The sequence below is a fragment of the Natronohydrobacter thiooxidans genome (genome assembly GCF_001884735.1).
Classification (GTDB): Bacteria; Pseudomonadota; Alphaproteobacteria; order Rhodobacterales; family Rhodobacteraceae; genus Roseinatronobacter; species Roseinatronobacter thiooxidans_A.
The window spans coordinates 660,996-677,368 of sequence record NZ_MJAP01000003.1 but is presented as its reverse complement, the minus strand read 5'-3'; the positions used below and the strand labels follow the sequence as shown (position 1 = coordinate 677,368).

At 66.6% G+C, this 16,373-nt stretch carries 15 protein-coding genes and 1 pseudogene; 8 read left to right on the top strand and 8 right to left on the bottom strand.

Annotation, left to right across the window (positions count from 1 at the left end; genetic code table 11):
- Positions 1 to 26 precede the first annotated feature (26 nt).
- The 4 genes and pseudogenes from BG457_RS19845 to hemC form a co-directional block, all read right to left on the bottom strand.
- Positions 27 to 238: pseudogene (locus tag BG457_RS19845) on the bottom strand (TIGR01620 family protein); the annotation flags it as partial.
- Between the two features lie 47 nt (positions 239 to 285).
- Positions 286 to 1,272 carry a YcjF family protein gene (locus BG457_RS05740; RefSeq protein ID WP_071796009.1) on the bottom strand — a complete coding sequence of 329 codons (987 nt, stop codon included), beginning with the start codon at positions 1,270 to 1,272 and terminating at the stop codon, positions 286 to 288.
- Positions 1,269 to 2,693 (bottom strand): YcjX family GTP-binding protein, encoded by a 1,425-nt coding sequence (locus tag BG457_RS05735; protein WP_071796008.1) that lies wholly within the window; start codon positions 2,691 to 2,693, stop codon positions 1,269 to 1,271. The genes BG457_RS05740 and BG457_RS05735 overlap by 4 nt, the downstream gene beginning before the upstream one ends.
- A gap of 236 nt (positions 2,694 to 2,929) precedes the next feature.
- Positions 2,930 to 3,886, bottom strand: a complete 957-nt coding sequence (gene hemC / locus BG457_RS05730; RefSeq protein WP_071796007.1) for a hydroxymethylbilane synthase — start codon at positions 3,884 to 3,886, stop codon at positions 2,930 to 2,932.
- An 850-nt stretch (positions 3,887 to 4,736) separates the two neighbouring features.
- Between hemC and BG457_RS05725 the strand changes: the two genes are divergently transcribed.
- Both BG457_RS05725 and hemE read left to right on the top strand, forming a co-directional pair.
- Entirely contained in the window at positions 4,737 to 5,003 is a 267-nt protein-coding gene (locus BG457_RS05725; protein ID WP_071796006.1) for a hypothetical protein, read from the top strand.
- A gap of 197 nt (positions 5,004 to 5,200) precedes the next feature.
- Positions 5,201 to 6,238: a uroporphyrinogen decarboxylase gene (gene hemE, locus BG457_RS05720; protein WP_071796005.1), complete on the top strand. Its 1,038-nt coding sequence runs from the start codon at positions 5,201 to 5,203 to the stop codon at positions 6,236 to 6,238.
- A 103-nt stretch (positions 6,239 to 6,341) separates the two neighbouring features.
- Here hemE and kdsA read toward each other — a convergent pair whose 3' ends face one another.
- The 4 genes from kdsA to BG457_RS05700 are packed head-to-tail and all read right to left on the bottom strand — an operon-like array spanning position 6,342 to position 10,346.
- On the bottom strand, positions 6,342 to 7,160 hold the full coding sequence (gene kdsA, locus BG457_RS05715) for a 3-deoxy-8-phosphooctulonate synthase (RefSeq protein ID WP_084657478.1): 819 nt from the start codon (positions 7,158 to 7,160) through the stop codon (positions 6,342 to 6,344).
- A complete protein-coding gene (locus BG457_RS05710) occupies positions 7,157 to 7,951 on the bottom strand; it encodes a 3-deoxy-manno-octulosonate cytidylyltransferase family protein (protein ID WP_071796003.1) in 795 nt (264 codons plus the stop codon). The genes kdsA and BG457_RS05710 overlap by 4 nt, the downstream gene beginning before the upstream one ends.
- Positions 7,951 to 8,904 (bottom strand): KpsF/GutQ family sugar-phosphate isomerase, encoded by a 954-nt coding sequence (locus BG457_RS05705; protein ID WP_245770934.1) that lies wholly within the window; start codon positions 8,902 to 8,904, stop codon positions 7,951 to 7,953. Before BG457_RS05705 ends, BG457_RS05710 begins: the two co-directional genes overlap by 1 nt.
- A 59-nt stretch (positions 8,905 to 8,963) precedes the next feature.
- On the bottom strand, positions 8,964 to 10,346 hold the full coding sequence (locus BG457_RS05700) for an aminotransferase family protein (protein WP_071796001.1): 1,383 nt from the start codon (positions 10,344 to 10,346) through the stop codon (positions 8,964 to 8,966).
- 136 nt (positions 10,347 to 10,482) lie between these two features.
- Here BG457_RS05700 and pdxR point away from each other — a divergent pair, with 136 nt between their 5' ends.
- From pdxR to BG457_RS05670, 6 genes are all read left to right on the top strand, one after another.
- Complete coding sequence (gene pdxR, locus BG457_RS05695) at positions 10,483 to 11,955, top strand: MocR-like pyridoxine biosynthesis transcription factor PdxR (RefSeq protein ID WP_071796000.1); 1,473 nt, start codon at positions 10,483 to 10,485, stop codon at positions 11,953 to 11,955.
- A gap of 99 nt (positions 11,956 to 12,054) precedes the next feature.
- Positions 12,055 to 13,830, top strand: a complete 1,776-nt coding sequence (xsc, locus tag BG457_RS05690) for a sulfoacetaldehyde acetyltransferase (RefSeq protein ID WP_071795999.1) — start codon at positions 12,055 to 12,057, stop codon at positions 13,828 to 13,830.
- Between the two features lie 7 nt (positions 13,831 to 13,837).
- Positions 13,838 to 14,017, top strand: coding sequence for a hypothetical protein (locus tag BG457_RS05685; RefSeq protein ID WP_071795998.1), 180 nt, complete (start codon positions 13,838 to 13,840; stop codon positions 14,015 to 14,017).
- A complete protein-coding gene (locus tag BG457_RS05680) occupies positions 13,999 to 15,135 on the top strand; it encodes an acetate/propionate family kinase (RefSeq protein WP_071795997.1) in 1,137 nt (378 codons plus the stop codon). The genes BG457_RS05685 and BG457_RS05680 overlap by 19 nt, the downstream gene beginning before the upstream one ends.
- 578 nt (positions 15,136 to 15,713) lie before the next feature.
- Positions 15,714 to 15,956, top strand: coding sequence for a type II toxin-antitoxin system Phd/YefM family antitoxin (locus BG457_RS05675; RefSeq protein ID WP_071795996.1), 243 nt, complete (start codon positions 15,714 to 15,716; stop codon positions 15,954 to 15,956).
- The gene (locus BG457_RS05670; protein ID WP_071795995.1) at positions 15,956 to 16,366 is read left to right on the top strand and encodes a type II toxin-antitoxin system VapC family toxin; all 411 of its coding nucleotides are present in this window, start codon (positions 15,956 to 15,958) and stop codon (positions 16,364 to 16,366) included. Before BG457_RS05675 ends, BG457_RS05670 begins: the two co-directional genes overlap by 1 nt.
- Positions 16,367 to 16,373 lie beyond the last annotated feature (7 nt).

Here is a 16,373-nt window from a genome sequence, read left to right as displayed (position 1 = left end):
CCGTGAGTATTTCGGGCAAGAAAATCTCAGCCCCTGTCGAACAGCCCGGTCAGGGCGCGGGTCATGATATTGCCGGTGCGCGGGCGGGGCAGCGCGTGGAAGGGCAGCGGGCGGCAGACCTCGATCGCGGCGATGCCAAGCCGCGCGGGAGTTTCGAGACGATCCCGCCCGAGGCGACCGAGCCGATCATATCCTCGCCCACCGCCACCGCGCCCGTGGCGAGAGGATGCGCGATCAATGGCGCGCTGCGGATACCCCCCGTTGAGTATTTGTGGCAAGATGACGTCAGCCCTTGTCGAAGAGCCCGGTCAGGGCGCGGGACATGATATTGCCGGTGCGCGGGCAGGGCAGAGCGTGGAAGGGCAGCGGGCGGCAGATCTCGATTGCGGCGATGCCAAGCCGCGCGGTCAGCGCGCCGTTGACGATCCCCTCGCCGAAGCGGCGCGAGAGTTTCGAGACGATCCCGCCCGAGGCGACCGAGCCGATCATATCCTCGCCCACCGCCACCGCGCCCGTGGCCAGAAGATGCGCGATCACCCCGCGCATCAGCCGCAATGATCCCAGCGTGCCCGCGCGACCGCCATAGATTTCGGCCACACGCCGGATCATGCGCAGATTGGTCACGAGGGCGGCCAGCACATCGACCAGCGCCAAGGGCAGCATCGCGGTCAGAAGCGCCACTTGCCGCGCCGCTGCTTCGACCTCGCGTCGGGCCAGATCATCGAGGGGCGTCATCAGCGTGACCTCGGTCAGATCCAGCAGACCCGCGCCGTCAAGCTGGTCGGGGGCGTGCTCGTCCAGCGATGCGCGCGCCCAGCGCATGTCGGGGCGCTGGGCATAGAGGGTGCTCAGATGCGCCATGACGCGGGCGCTGGACGCGCGCTCGGGATGCAGGCGGGCGGCATCGGCCTCGGCCCGCAGGCTGTCGATGCGCGCCAGCCGCCGGAAGCCCGCCCATTCGCGCAGCGCGAAGATCAGCGCGGCCAGCGTGACGAGCGCCAGCAGCCCCAGCGCCAGCCAGCCAAGGGCGGCGTTGCGCGCCACCAGCCCGGTGACGAAATCCCATGCCGCGACCGAGGCCGCGAGCGTCACGAAACCCGCCAGCGCCGCCCAGCCGAGCCGCGCCCAGAGCGGCAGACGCGCGCGGCCCAGCACCAGCGCTGTCTGCATGGCCTGCCCTTGGGGCATGTCTTCGGGCGGGGGCAGGGCGCTGCCGGGATCGGCGGGGCGCTGGTCGTCGAGTTCGAACAGGGTCGGTTTGCGCGCGCTCATTCCAGCCAGTCCCCCAACAGAAACTCCGCCGCCGCATCCAGCCTTATATGCGGCAGCCCGTCGCCGGGTTTGCGGGCGAGCGCGGCAGGGGCGAAGCGCATGATCTGATAATCCGCATCCAGCCAGCGCGCCGCGCCGTCGCGGGCCGGGCCGATCAGATGCATCGGATCCTCGGGCAATTCCCCTGCATAGAACGCCGCCTGCCGCCCTGTGTCCAGAAGCCGCCCGCGCACGCAATCAAGCGTCTCGCCATGGCGCTCATGCTGTTCCTCGACCGTCGCGCGGAGTGCCGCCAGCGCCATGGCCTGGGTGCGGGCCCCGGCGAAATCAGCGCGGTCTTTGGATTGGCGTAAGAGCGCGGTCATCAGCGCGGTCAGCCGCGCATGCTGGCTGTGATGCAGATGATCGGCCTTGGTCGCGGCGAAGAGAAGCCGCTCCACCCGTTTGCCGCCCAAAAGCCGGGTCAGCCAGGCATTGCGCCCCGGACGGAAGGCGGCGAGAAGCTCGGTCAGCGTGGCCCCCAGCCGGTCCACGGCCTCGGGCCCGGCATGGATCGCGCCCAAAAGATCCGCCAGCACCACCTGCCGGTCGATCCGCGCGAAATGGTCGCGGAAGAAGGGTTGGATCACCTGACGCTTATAGGCGTCATAGCGCCGCGCCATTTCGCGCGCCAGCGAGCCGCGACCGCCCATCTGCGGCAGCGGCACGAAACTCAGCACTGGCGAGCCTGCCAGATCGCCCGGCAGCAGGAAGCGCCCCGGCGTGATATCGGGCAGACCGGCGGCGCGGGCGGCAACCAGATAGGCGGTGAAACTCTCGGTCAGGTGGCGCGCAAGGGCTTCATCATGCGGGGCGCCGGGGTCAGCCGCCATGATCTGGGCCAGCGCCTCGCTCGCGAAAGCGCGCTGTTCCATCCGCGCCAGCACCTCGCGCGACCAGTCCGCGTAGCTTTTGTCCAGCAGCACCAGATCGAGCAGCCATTCGCCGGGATAGTCGATGATATCGACATGCAGGATCCGCGCCGCGCGCAGCCCCGCGAGCAGCCCGCCGGGGCGGATGCGGAAGGAGAGCCGCAATTGCGAGATTTGCCGCGTGCCCTCGGGCCAATGCGGGTCGGGGCCGGTGAGTGCCGCGAGATGGCGCTCATAATCGAAGCGCGGCAAGGTGTCATCGGGCTGGGGTTGCAGAAAGGCGGCTTCGATCCGGCCAGAGGCGACCGCGCCCATCCGCCCCATGCGGCCCCGGTCCAGGAGATTGGCCACCAGCGAGGTGATGAAGACGGTCTTGCCCGCGCCCGAGAGGCCGGTGACGCCCAGCCGCAGGGAAGGTTCAAAGAAGGTTTCGGAAATCCTGCCGGTCACGCCCGATGTCACGCGGTCCACGCCCCGCAACATGCCATCTGCCAGCCTGCCGATCACCATTCGCGCACTCCTTGCCGTCCTCCAAGATAGGGGGTGCCGGGCCGGGTGGGAAGGCTTGGGGATGATTTTGCGTCGGGCAGGGGGCTGCTGTGCCGCGTTGTGCGCGCCTGCACTGGCGAGAGCGCCCGCTCATGGCCCGCCCACCCGCCCCGATGCCATTCGCGGGCGCTGTCCGGCTGCGCCGGACGGGTCATCCGCTGAGGTTTGCAGGGAGCGCCAAGGCGTCGGTCCCGGCCTCAGCCCCAGGAAAAGAAACCGGCAGGCGCGCGGGCGCGCAGGCGCGCGGCCAGATCGCGGCCCAGAGCAGCCCCTTCGGCAATCGCGGCGCGGCCTTCGTCATAGAGCCGCTCCGATCCGTCCGGGCGCAGGATTTCACCGCGCAGCCAGATCTGCCCCCCCTCGATCACCGCAAGCCCGGCAATCGGGGTTTCGCAAGACCCGTCCAGCGCGGCCAGAAAGGCGCGTTCCGCCGCAAGGCGCTGCGTGGTGGGAGTGTCGTTCAGGGGCGCAAGCAGGGCGGCGCAACGGTCATCTGCCGTGCGCCGCTCGATCCCGATGGCGCCTTGGGCGATGGCGGGCAGCATATCCTCTGGTTCAATCGCGGATGAGGCCACATCGGCCATGTTCATCCGCCGCAACCCGGCCATGGCAAGGAAAGTGCAATCGGCGACGCCCTCGTCAAGTTTCTTCAGCCGGGTCTGCACATTGCCGCGAAATTCCACCACTTTCAGGTCGGGGCGACGCGCCAGCAATTGCGCGCGGCGGCGCAGGCTGGAGGTGCCCACCACCTGACCGGGGGCCAGATCGGCCAGGGTTTTCACATGGCGCGAAACGAAAGCATCGCGCGTATCCTCGCGTGGCAGGTAGCAATCGAGCACCAGCCCTTCGGGCTGCAGCGTCGGCATGTCCTTCATGGAATGGACCGCGATGTCGATGCGGCCTTCCAGCATCGCCTCTTCGATTTCCTTGGTGAAGAGACCCTTGTTGCCGATCTCTTTCAGCGGTCGGTCGGCGTCGATCAGGCTGCGGTCATCGCCGGTGGTTTTGATCACGCAGATCTCGAAAGCCGCCTCGGGCAGGTCATGGGCTTGCATCAGCCGCGCACGGGTCTCATGCGCCTGCGCCAGCGCCAACGGCGATCCGCGCGTGCCGATCTTGAGGGGGGAGGCGGGGGAGGGATGCAGGGTGCTCATGACCAATCTGATAGTCGTGGCACCGGGGCATGACAACAGCTGAGTTCGGCCTGCGCCGGATCGCCGCTGGGCGCCGCTCTGCGGCGCATTGGAGCAGGGGAAGCGGCAGAGGGTGTGTCGCGCTTTCGCGGGGACGAACGCTCTCGCCCTTGCGTGGCAGAGCGGGCCGGATGTGTCGCTGCGCGATCTCGCTCCGGCGAAGCGTCGCATGCTGGACGCGCAGGGTTCCGAGACGGGGGGGCGTGGGGCCAGTGATTGTGTCGCGTGTGGACGCATGGGCGACGACCGGGGGGGCGGTGTGCGTGGGGTGCGATCCGGCTGACAAGACGCCGCCCTGCAGTTTGCGCGGCCCAGCGGGGCGGGAGGTGTCGCGGCGCGATCTTGCCCGCTTTGAAACGCCGCGCTCTGGACGCGCAGGGATTCGAGACGGCGGTTTTCTTGCGGGGCAGTAACTGTGCCGGATGTGGGTGCATGGGCGACGGCCGGAGCGCCGCGCGGCGGGAAGGGGATGCGCTCGAATCGGGGCGCGGAGACTGTGCATGTTCCGGGCGGGCACGGGAATGTCTGTATGCCACAGCCGCCACAACGCCCCAGAGCATGCGCGCGGGGGGGATCCCCGATTGCTGACAACACGCGACAATCGGTAACGCGTTTGCCCTTCGTGTGCGCGGGGATGCCGCCGCTTGCGGAAAGGGTAATCTGCGCCAGCCAGAATTTCCTGCGCGCGCTGGGGGGGTCTGCTATGCTTTGCCGGACCTCCCCGCCTGCCCTGAATACCCTGCACGCGCGCGGGGATGCCATAGGCCGTGCCATCTCGGCATTCTTGCCTTGCCCGCGCGGTTGACCGGCCATGCCGAGGCATGCCGGTCCCGCCCTTCCCGTGGTCGAGGGCCTGTCGATGCGGGGCGGGGATGTGCGCGGCCCGCCGCTGGCCGAGGCGTCCGCAGTCGCGCAGGATGGCCGGGCGCGGCCCATGGCATTCCCGTTGCGTTCAGTTCCGACGCGCTTTCGGCCCGCGGCGCGCAACCAGAGTGCCGGACCTGGCGCGGTGATGCGCGGCAATCCCGCGCTGGAGGTGGTGATGATGGCGCATATCCGAGTCGCCCAGCGGGTATGACCATAATCCGGGTCTGTCGCTGCGCCGCGTGCGGACCGGACGCGCGCCGCCGGGGGCCGGGCTGGATCGCCCCTGCGGCAACGCACCGCAGCGACGCGGGCCGCGCGGGGCGTGCTGCGGGCCCTCCGCGCTGTCAGCTTTCCTTGACAACCCGCTCAAGGCTTGGGACGAGGGCGTGATCTGAAGGAGACAGCCGCATGACCGCCAAACCCATCCTGCGTGCCCTCGCGGGCGAGACCCTGCCGACCCCGCCGATCTGGATGATGCGGCAGGCCGGGCGCTATCTGCCGGAATATCGCGCGACGCGGGCGCAGGCCGGGGATTTCCTGTCGCTGTGCTACAATCCCGAACTGGCCGCCGAAGTGACCCTGCAGCCGATCCGGCGCTACGGGTTTGATGCGGCGATCCTGTTTGCCGATATCCTGCTGGTGCCGCAGGCGCTGGGGGCGGATCTGTGGTTTGTCACCGGCGAGGGGCCGCGGCTGTCGACCCTCACGGATATGCCGGGCGTGCAGGCGCTGAAACCCAGTGATGCGATCCATGACACGCTGGCGCCGGTCTATGAGACCGTGAAGATCCTGTCGCGGGAACTGCCCGCCGAGACGACGCTGATCGGTTTCGCCGGTGCCCCCTGGACCGTGGCCACCTATATGGTGGCCGGGCGCGGGACGCCCGATCAGGCCCCTGCCCATAAGATGCGGGTCGAGGCGCCCGAGGCGTTTGACGCGCTGATCGCGCGGATCACGGAGGCAACCATCGAATATCTGTCGATGCAGATCGCGGCAGGGGCCGAGGTCGTCAAGATTTTCGACAGCTGGGCCGGGTCGCTGAAGGGCGCGGCCTTCACGCGCTATGCGCTGGAGCCCGCGAAAGCGATCACGGCGGCACTCAAGGCGCGGCATCCCGGCATTCCCGTCATCGCTTTCCCGCGCGAGGCGGGCGAGGGCTATATCGGTTTCGGGCCTGCGACCGGGGCGGATTGCGTGGCGCTGGACAATTCGGTCAGCCCGGAATGGGCGGCAGAGCATGTGCAGAAAGATGGCTGCGTGCAGGGCAATCTGGCAGCCAGCCATATGGTGACGGGCGGGCAGGCGCTGGTCGATGAGACGGAGCGCGTGGTGCGGGCGTTCAGGAACGGGCCGCATATCTTCAATCTGGGCCATGGGATCACGCCGGATGCTGACCCCGAGAATGTGGCGCTGATGATCGAGACGGTGCGGAACTTTCGCGGCTGATATAGGGTGCGTGGGGACCACGCACCTTACCTGATCCTCGGGCGACAACATAATGTCGAGCGTCGCGGGCGTAGGGTGCGTGCTCTCGCACGCACCCTACCATTCACGCCCCTTTGGTCAGATCATCCAGCCGTTTCAGCCGCGCCAGAAGCGCCGCCATCTGCGCCAGCGGCACCATATTCGGCCCGTCCGATGGCGCGTTGTCCGGGTCTTCATGCGTCTCGATGAAGAGCCCCGCGCAGCCCACGGCCAGCGCTGCACGCGCAAGCGGTTCGACAAATTCCCGCTGCCCGCCCGAGCTTGTCCCCTGTCCGCCCGGTTGCTGCACCGAATGGGTGGCGTCAAAGATCACCGGATAGCCGGTCGCGGCCATCACCGGCAGGCCGCGGAAATCCGACACCAGCGTGTTATAGCCGAATGACGTGCCGCGCTCGCAGAGCATGATCTTCTCATTGCCGGTCGAGGCCACTTTCGCCGCCACATTGCCCATATCCCAGGGCGCCAGAAACTGGCCCTTCTTGACATTGATCACCCGCCCCGTGGCCCCTGCCGCCAGCAGAAGATCGGTCTGGCGGCACAGGAAGGCCGGGATCTGCAGCACATCGCAGACTTCCGCTGCCGGGGCGCAATGGCCCGGCTCATGCACATCGGTCAGCACCGGGCAGCCGAATTCCGCGCGGATCGCACCCAGCACAGCGAGCCCCTTTTCCATGCCCAGACCCCGCTGGCCCGAGAGGCTGGAGCGGTTGGCCTTGTCATAGCTCGCCTTGAAGATGAAGGGGATGTCCAGCCCCGCGCAGATCTCCATCAGCGCCCCGGCGATCCGGCGCGCATGGTCCAGCGATTCCATCTGGCAGGGGCCGGAGATCAGCGCGAAGGGCCGGTCATTGCCGATCTCGAAATTTCCAAGCGTGACAGTCATTCCCATCCCTCGCGCTGCAAGACGGCCTCGATCCGGGCCACATCTTCGGGGTTGTTGAGTTCCCAGAACTCGCGCCCTTCCGCCTCGACCTCGACGCAGGTCACGGGCAGGCCGTTATAGAGAAAGCGCAACTGTTCCAGCCCTTCCAGGTTCTCCAGCGCGCAGGGGCCAGCCGCCATATAGGCCGCCAGCGCATCCGGCGTATAGGCATAGACGCCGACATGGTGAAAGGCGGGCACCTGTTCCTCGGCACCATAGACGCGGCCGGTATAGGGCAGCACTTCCTTCGAGAAATAAAGCGCGCGGCCGCCCGCATCCATCACCGCCGTGGTGCCGCCGACGCGGCCCGCGCGGCGGTCTTCCATGAACCGCGCATGGGTGTCCGGGGTCAGCCGCAGCACCGGCGTTGCCATCTGCGCGCCGTTTTCCACCGCTTCGATCAGCGCGCTGACGAACCATGCGGGCGTCAGCGGCGCGTCGCCCTGCAGGTTCACCACCACCTTGGGCGCGATCCCCAGCCGGGCGATGGCATCGGCGCAGCGCTCGGTGCCATTGGCGCAGCTCTCCGAGGTCATCACCACCTGCGCCCCGAAGCCTTCCGCCGCCTCTGCGATCCGCGCGTCATCGGTCGCGACATAGACCGCATCGACCCCTTCAACCCCGCAGGCCGCGCGCCAGCTGCGCTCGATCAGCGAGCGCGTGACGCCGGAAGCCCCGCGCAGCCCCACCAGCGGCTTGCCCGGATAGCGTGTGGACGCATAGCGCGCCGGAATGAGGATCACCCGCTCCATCAGATCACCCCCGCGCGCAGGCAGTCATGCAGCCGGATCAGCCCGGTCAGCCTGTCACCCTCGACCACGCAAAGCGCGGTCACTTTCATTGTGTTCATCACCTGCACCGCTTCCGAAACCAGCGCCTCGCCTGCAATCGACTTGGGCGCGCGCGTCGCCACATCGCCCGCGCGCCGCGTCATCAGCCCGTCCATATGGCGGCGCAGATCGCCATCGGTGACGATCCCGCGCAGGGCGCCGCCTTCGGTCAGGATCGCCACACCATAGCCCGATCCGGTCATGCGCATCAGCACCTCGGGCATGGCGGTGTCCTCGGCCACCAGCGGCAGCGCATCGCCTGTGACCATCACTTCCTTCACCCGCAGGAATTGCGCGCCCAGCTTGCCGCCGGGGTGGAACTGGTGAAACCGCGCCGGGTCGAACCCTTTGGCGCGCATCACCGCCACGGCCAGCGCATCGCCCAGCGCCATGCTCATGGTGGTCGAGGTGGTCGGCGCCATGCCGATGGCGCAGACCTCGGGCACATCGGGCAGGATCAGCGCCATGTCAGAGGCGCGGGCAAGCGTGCTTTCCGCATTGGCGGAAATCGAGATCAGCGTGACGCCAAAGCGGCGCGTGTAGGAAATCAGATCGCCCAGTTCCTGTGTCTCGCCCGAGCGCGACAGCAGGAGGCAGATATCATCGGGCGTGATCATGCCCAGATCGCCGTGGCTGGCCTCGGCGGCATGGACGAAATGCGCGGGCGTGCCGGTCGAGGCGAAAGTGGCGGCGATCTTGCGGCCCACATGGCCGGATTTGCCGATGCCCGCGACGATCAGCCGACCCTTTGTGGTCAGGATCAGATCGACCGCGCGGGCGAAATCGCCGTCCAGCCTGTCGGCCAGCACTTCCAGCGCCCCGGCCTCGGCGCGCAGCACGTCCTGACCATAGCCTATGGCCTCTAAATCCGTCACCCGCGCCCCCATCCTTCTGCCTTGGCAGCTACAGGATGGGGGTGCGCAAAGTCAACTGATCAGGCGGCTGCCACCTCGGTCAGCGCGCCGTCAATCGCCGCTGTGATCGCGTCGATATCGGCTGCGGTCGCGATCAGCGCCGGGCTCAGGCAAAGCGTGTTGTTGAAGCCCGGCAGCGAGCGATTGGTGACACCGATCATCACGCCCCGCGCCAATGCGCCCGCCACCACGGCCCGCGCGGTCGCTTCCGGCACCGGGTCGCGGCTGTCGCGGTCTGCCACCAGTTCCACCCCCCAGAACAGCCCCTTGCCCCGCACATCGCCGATCATCGGGTGCTTCTCTTTCAGCGCCTCCAGATTGGCCTGCAGCCGCGCGCCCATCGCAAGGGTGTTTTCCAGCAGCCCCTCTTCCTCGATGATCCGCATATTCTCGATGGCCGCAGCAGGCCCCGCCGTGCAGCCGCCGAAGGTCGAGATATCGCGGAAATAGCCCAAGGGATCGGCGGCATCATCCTTGAACATCTCGAAGACGGCCTCGGACGTGACGGTGCAGGAAATCGCGGCATAGCCAGAGGCTACGCCCTTGGCCATGGTGACAATATCCGGCTGAATGTCGAAATTCTGATAGCCAAACCACGTGCCCGTGCGGCCCAGACCACAGACCACCTCGTCAATATGCAAGAGCACGTCATATTTGCGACAGATCTCCTGCACGCGCGGCCAGTAGCCTTCGGGGGGTACAATCACCCCGCCGCCTGCGGTGATCGGCTCCAGCACGATGGCGCCCACGGTTTCCGGGCCTTCGCGCAGGATCACTTCCTCAATCGCGTCGGCGGCGCGGCGGCCATAGTCCGGGCCGGGCCATTGCGCGCGATATTCCAGACAATGCGGGACGGGCACGAACCCGTCAGGGAAGGGGCCATATTGCGCTGCGCGTTCGGGCTGGCCACCCGAGGCGAGAGCCGCAATCGTGGTGCCGTGATAGTCGCGCTCGCGGAACAGGATCTTCCACTTGCCGCCGCCATGCCTGCGCTGGGCGATCTGGCGGACCATCTTATAGGCTTTCTCATTCGCTTCCGACCCCGAATTCGAGTAATAGACGCGGCTCATGCCCGGCATTTTCTCGATCAGCATCTGCGCGAAGACCGCACCGGGGACCGTGCCCATGGCGCCTGCAAAGAAGTTCAGTTTCACCAACTGGTCGCGCACCGCATTGGCGATGCTCTCGCGCCCATAGCCTATATTCACCGTCCAGACGCCCCCCGACACAGCGTCGATGAACTCGCGCCCCGTCGCATCCCAGACGCGCAGACCGCGGCCCTCGACGATCACGCGCGGATCGGTGGTTTCAAACGCTTTGTGCTGGGTCAGGTGGTGCCAGACATGTGCGCGGTCTGCCGCGACAATGGCGCTCAGATCATTCTGGAAGGACAGGTCATTCATGGGAGACTCCGCGAAACTGAGGGGATGCTCCCTTGTCGCTGAACCGGAGTGCCGGGGATAGGGCCAGAACGGCATTTCATTAAGGCCAGATTTCGCCTATGCTGCACGCCAATCTCAGGGTGAACAGGCGCAACGCATGGCCATTGCTGTCGAATCCTTCCTGCTCGATCCGCTCTCCGAGGGGTCGTTGCAGCACCGAATCCGGCAGATGGTGGCCGAAGGCATCCTGTCGGGGCGGTTGCGCGCGGGCGAGCGCATGCCGTCGAGCCGCAAGCTGGCCGCGTATCTGGGCGTCAGTCGAATCACTGTGACGCTGGCCTATTCCGAACTCGTGGCCGATGATTTTCTTTATGCCGAGGGGCGTTCGGGCTATTTCGTCTCGCCCACAGCCCCCCGGCCTGTCGCGCCGCAGCCCCGGTCGGGCCAGCCCGAAATCGACTGGCCGCGCATTCTGGGGCATCGCCCGGCAGCCGAGGATCTGAACCGGGGCAAGCCGCGCAACTGGCGCGATTACCGCTTTCCTTTCATCTACGGGCAGGCGGATCCGGCGCTGTTTGACCATGCCAATTGGCGGCTGTGCATGATCCAGTCGCTGGGGTTGCGCGATTTCGACCGCATGACCGATGACCAGTTTGAACAGGATGATCCGGGGCTGGTGGAATATATCGCCCGCCATTCGCTGCCGCGTCGGGGGATACTGGCGCGGCCCGAGGAAATCCTTGTCACGCTGGGCGCGCAGAATGCGCTCTGGCTGGCGGCGCAACTGCTGCTGAACCAGCGCCGCGCGGCGGTGATCGAAGAACCGGGCTATCCCGGCCTGCGCGCGATCCTGACCCAGACGCGCTGTCGGCTGGTGCCGGTGCCGGTGGGGGCGCAGGGGCTGGCGGCGGGCGATCTGCCGCGCGATCTGGATGTGCTCTTCTGCACGCCAAGCCATCATTGCCCGACCGGGGCCACCATGCCGCTGGAGGAACGTCAGGCGCTTCTGGATGCGGCACAGGCGCAGGATTTCCTGATCGTCGAGGATGATTACGAATTTGAAATCGCGCAAGGGCGCGCGCCCTTGCCCGCGCTGAAGTCACTGGACCGCTCGGGCCGCGTGATCCATATCGGCAGTTTCTCGAAATCGCTGTTTCCGGGGTTGCGGCTGGGCTTCATGGTGGGGCCTGCGCCCTTTATCGCCGAGGCGCGGGGCCTGCGCGGCACGATCCTGCGCCATCCGCCGGGGCTGTTGCAGCGCGCGGCGGCGCGGTTTCTCTCGCTCGGGCATTATGATGTGATGCTGCGCCGCCTTGCGCGCAGTTTTGCCGCCCGGCGCGAGGTGATGCTGGCCGCGATCCGGGCTGAGGGGCTGATCATCGCGGGCGCGCTGGAAGATGGCGGCTCCAGCCTGTGGATGCGCACGCCCGAAGGGGTCAGCGCGGCGGCACTGGCCGAACAGTTGCGCGCTGAGAGTGTGCTGATCGAACTGGGCCAGTCCTTTTTTGGTCTGCCCGACCCGCCCGACAGCTATTACCGCATCGCCTATAGCTCGATTGCCTCGGAGCGTATCCCCGAAGGGATCGCCCGGATCGCCCGCGCCTGCCAGACGCTCGCGCGCGCGGCCTGAACTGGCGCTAAATCTCGCGCGCATCTGGCCCTAATGCCCCGCAGTGATTTGGTGTTTGCTCAGGCCAAGTCAAAGCCCTGCCGTTCAAGGAGCCGCCCCATGCGCATGACCACCGAGGAAGCCTTCATCAAGACCCTGCAACGCCATGGCATCGAACATGCGTTCGGCATTATCGGATCGGCGATGATGCCGATTTCCGATCTCTTCGCGCGCGCGGGCATCACCTTCTGGGATTGCGCGCATGAGGGCTCGGGCGGGTTCATGGCGGACGGCTATACCCGCGCGACCGGCAAGGTCAGCATGATGATCGCGCAGAACGGCCCCGGCATCACCAATTTCGTGACCGCCGTGAAAACCGCCTATTGGAACCACACGCCGCTGTTGCTGGTCACACCGCAGGCCGCGAACAAGACCATCGGGCAGGGCGGTTTTCAGGAAGTCGAGCAGATGAGACTTTTCGCGGATATGGTCGCCTATCAGGAGGAAGTCCGCGACCCGTCGCGCGTGGCCGAAGTGCTGAACCGGGTGATCTGTCAGGCCAGGCGCCATTCCGCGCCCGCGCAGATCAATATGCCGCGCGATTTCTGGACGCAGGTGATTGATATCGAGATCCCCGATCCGGTCACGTTCGAGCGCCCCGCAGGTGGCGAGGCCGCGCTTGCCGAGGCCGCGAAACTGCTGTCAGAGGCGCGTTTTCCCGTCATCCTGAACGGCGCGGGCGTGGTGATCGGGGGGGCGATTGAGGCATCCAAGGCGCTGGCCGAGCGGCTCGATGCGCCCGTTTGTGTGGGTTATCAGCATAATGACGCCTTCCCCGGCACCCATCCGCTTTTCGCCGGGCCTCTGGGCTATAACGGCTCCAAGGCCGCGATGGAGCTGATCGCGCAGGCCGATGTGGTGCTGTGTCTTGGCACGCGGCTGAACCCGTTCAGTACGCTGCCGGGCTACGGGATCGACTACTGGCCCACGGGCGCCAAGATCATTCAGGTCGATATCAACCCCGACCGGATCGGCCTGACCAAGAAAGTCACGGTGGGCATTGTCGGTGATGCGAAGAAAACTGCCGAAGGGATTTTGGCGCGGCTCTCGGACAGCGCAGGCGATGCGGGCCGCGAGGCGCGCAAGGATGAGATCGCGCGCCGCAAATCGGCATGGGCGCAGCAATTGTCCTCGATGGACCATGAAGAGGACGATCCCGGCACCACATGGAATGAGCGCGCCCGCGCGGCCAAGCCCGACTGGATGAGCCCCCGCATGGCATGGCGTGCGATCCAGAGCGCGCTGCCGAAAGAGGCGATCATTTCCAGCGATATCGGCAATAATTGCGCCATCGGCAATGCCTATCCGAGTTTTGAGGCGGGCCGCAAATATCTGGCCCCCGGCCTGTTCGGGCCGTGCGGCTATGGTCTGCCCTCGATTATCGGTGCCAAGATCGGCTGCCCCAATGTGCCGGTGGTGGGCTTCGCAGGCGATGGCGCTTTCGGGATTGCGGTGACGGAACTGACCGCGATTGGCCGCCCGGAATGGCCTGCGATCACCATGATCGTCTTCCGCAACTACCAGTGGGGCGCGGAAAAGCGCAACTCGACGCTGTGGTATGATGATAATTTTGTGGGCACGGAACTGGATGAACAGGTGAGCTACGCAGGCATCGCGCAGGCTTGCGGCTTGCAGGGCGTGCAGGCGCGGAGCATGGAGGAGCTGACCGCCGCGCTGCATAAGGCCATCGAGGATCAGATGAAACACGGCAAGACCACGCTGATCGAGGCCATGATCAATCAGGAACTGGGCGATCCGTTCCGCCGCGATGCGATGAAAACCCCGGTCGCTGTGGCCGGTGTCAGCCGCGACGACATGCGCCCGCAGGTCGTCTGAGGCGCGGGTGGCCGCGCCGCTGGGGCTGGGGCTTTGGCAGATGGGCTATCTCGCCCTTGGCATCCTTGGCGTGGCCTGGATGCGCGGCTATTTGGGCTTCGGCTTCTCGGCGCTGGTGATCACTTCTACGGCGCCGGGACTGATCCGCAGCCTCTGGGGGGCTCTGAGATGGACAAACCGATCCTGATCCTCAATGCCGGGTCGTCCTCGATCAAGCTCACGCTGTTTGACCCCGATCTGCGCCGGATCCTGACCGGCGCGGCCGATGCCATCGGCGGGGCTGCGACCCTGCGTCTGGGGGACAGGCGCAGCACCACACCCATGCCCGACCATGCAAGCGCGCTGAAAGCGATCCTTGAGGCGCTGGCCGGTCAGGGCGTCACGCTGGATGCGCTTGGCGCGGTCGGACACCGTGTCGTGCATGGCGGTACAGATCTGACCCGGCCAACCCGCATCACGCCTGCGACCCGCGACGCGATCAAAGCCTGCATCCCGCTCGCCCCTTTGCACAACCCGCATAATCTGGCGGCCATCGACGCGATCACTGAACTTGCCCCCGACCTGCCGCAAGTCGCCTGTTTCGACACGGCCTTTCACGCGACAAACCCGGATCTGGCGACCCGTTACGCCCTGCCGCCCGAGATCACCGCCCAGGGCATCCGCCGCTACGGGTTTCACGGTCTCAGCTACGCCGCCCTGACCCGCCGCCTGCCGCAACTCGCGGGCCATCTGCCCCGCCGCCTGCTGGCTTGTCATCTGGGCAATGGCGCCTCGCTGTGTGCTATCCGGGGCGGGCAGTCGGTCGCGACCACCATGGGCTATTCGCCGCTCGAAGGGCTGACCATGGGCACGCGCAGCGGCAGTATTGACGGCAATGCCGTGCTGCACCTGGCCGAGGAGCGCGGGATCGCCGAGACCCGCCAGTTACTGAACCATCAATCGGGGCTTTTGGGCCTGTCGGGGTTGAGTGCCGATATGCGAAGCCTGTCTGAGGCCGGAACCGACAGCGCCCGTTTCGCGATCGACCATTTCTGCTACTGGGCCGCGCGCCACGCTGGCAGCCTGATCGCGGCGATGGGGGGGCTCGATGCCATCGTCTTTACCGGCGGCATCGGCGAGAATGCCCGCGAGGTGCGGGCGGGCATCGTGGCGCATCTTGGCTGGCTGGGCGCGGAACTGGACCCCGCACGCAACGCGGAGAACGGTCCGCGCCTGCATGCCGAGGGGGCGCGGGTGGCGCTCTGGGTCATCCCGGCGGATGAGGAAGGCGAGATCGCGCGGGGGGTGTTGGGGGTGTTGGGATAGGGGGAGACTTGAGCCCGTTGCGGACCGCCCCTTGGCCTGCCCCGCGCGGTGAGAAGGCCGCAGGCCGCCGCGCAGCGCCCGGCCGCCCCGTCACGCCGGAGGCGTGCCTTCGGCACGACGGCGGGCGCTATTCACCCTCGCATGTCGCGCGACCGTCGGAGGTGGCCGTAACATAAACTGCCCAGCCCAGACCGGCAGGAGCGCCCGCCCGCGACCGGGCGCTGCGCGGCTTTCTCCCACTGTCAACTGTCCGCTTGCGTCCCGCAAACCCCGCCTCACCCCAGCCCGCGGACCATCGCCCGCAGACCTGCCATCGCCGCCAGCGCGGGGCGTGGTCGGCGTGTTGGGGCAGGTCACCGGGATGACTACGATCCGCTCACGCGGTATCTCGCGGGCTTCTTCAGCGTCTACAATTATGGTCGACGGTTGAAGGCCCTCAAGGGGCTCTCGCCCGACGAGCTTATCTGCAAATGCTGGACATCAGAGCCAGCAAGACGCGTCTTCAATCCGATCCATCCTTGACAGTACGCAAGTCAAGCCCTATCTGTCTAGCTAGGTAGCTAGATGGATTTGAGCAGATGTGGACTGTGCAGGACGCAAAGAACAAATTCAGCGCGGTTGTGGATGCGGCCCTTGCCGGCACCCCACAGGAGGTCAGTCGCCGCGGCAAGCCAGCGGTGGTTGTGCTGTCTGCCGATGAGTATCACCGCCTTCTGAAAGGCGCTGTCGAGGCCAGAGAGAGCTTTGCCGATCACTTGATGGCATTTCCCGGAGGCGATGTGCCGCGCGCCCAGGCTGCGCCGCGCGATGTCAGCTTCTGATGTATATTCTGGATGCCAATGTCATCTCGGCAGTGCGCCGTCCCGACCGGGCGCCGCGCGTGGAAGCCTGGTTGCGCGGAAAAGTGGAGCAGGATCTTTTCTTGAGCGTGATTACGCTCGGGGAAATCGAGCGTGGTATCCGGCACCAAGATGCCCGCGATCCGGCTTTCGCCCGTGACCTTCGCGCTTGGCTCGATCGCACGATGCTGTTGTTTTCGGACAGGCTGCTGGCTTTCGGGGCAGAGGATGCGCGGATCTGGGGGCGCCTGTCGTCAGAGATCGGGCATACTGGCGCAGATCTGATGATTGCCGCGACGGCGCTGCATCATGGCGCAACTGTTGTAACGGGCAATGTCAGTGATTTCAGCCCGACCGGTGTTGCTATCGAGAATCCTTTCGCGCCACGATAGGGCAAGG

Coding starts and splice junctions, on each gene's coding strand:
- BG457_RS05740 (WP_071796009.1), bottom strand. CDS start 1,272: ATGAGCGCGCGCAAACCGACCCTGTTCGAACTCGACGACCAGCGCCCC.
- xsc (WP_071795999.1), top strand. CDS start 12,055: ATGCGCATGACCACCGAGGAAGCCTTCATCAAGACCCTGCAACGCCAT.
- hemC (WP_071796007.1), bottom strand. CDS start 3,886: ATGAGCACCCTGCATCCCTCCCCCGCCTCCCCCCTCAAGATCGGCACG.
- BG457_RS05675 (WP_071795996.1), top strand. CDS start 15,714: ATGTGGACTGTGCAGGACGCAAAGAACAAATTCAGCGCGGTTGTGGAT.
- hemE (WP_071796005.1), top strand. CDS start 5,201: ATGACCGCCAAACCCATCCTGCGTGCCCTCGCGGGCGAGACCCTGCCG.
- BG457_RS05670 (WP_071795995.1), top strand. CDS start 15,956: ATGTATATTCTGGATGCCAATGTCATCTCGGCAGTGCGCCGTCCCGAC.
- BG457_RS05735 (WP_071796008.1), bottom strand. CDS start 2,693: ATGGTGATCGGCAGGCTGGCAGATGGCATGTTGCGGGGCGTGGACCGC.
- BG457_RS05725 (WP_071796006.1), top strand. CDS start 4,737: ATGCCGAGGCATGCCGGTCCCGCCCTTCCCGTGGTCGAGGGCCTGTCG.
- kdsA (WP_084657478.1), bottom strand. CDS start 7,160: ATGACTGTCACGCTTGGAAATTTCGAGATCGGCAATGACCGGCCCTTC.
- BG457_RS05710 (WP_071796003.1), bottom strand. CDS start 7,951: ATGGAGCGGGTGATCCTCATTCCGGCGCGCTATGCGTCCACACGCTAT.
- pdxR (WP_071796000.1), top strand. CDS start 10,483: ATGGCCATTGCTGTCGAATCCTTCCTGCTCGATCCGCTCTCCGAGGGG.
- BG457_RS05700 (WP_071796001.1), bottom strand. CDS start 10,346: ATGAATGACCTGTCCTTCCAGAATGATCTGAGCGCCATTGTCGCGGCA.
- BG457_RS05680 (WP_071795997.1), top strand. CDS start 13,999: ATGGACAAACCGATCCTGATCCTCAATGCCGGGTCGTCCTCGATCAAG.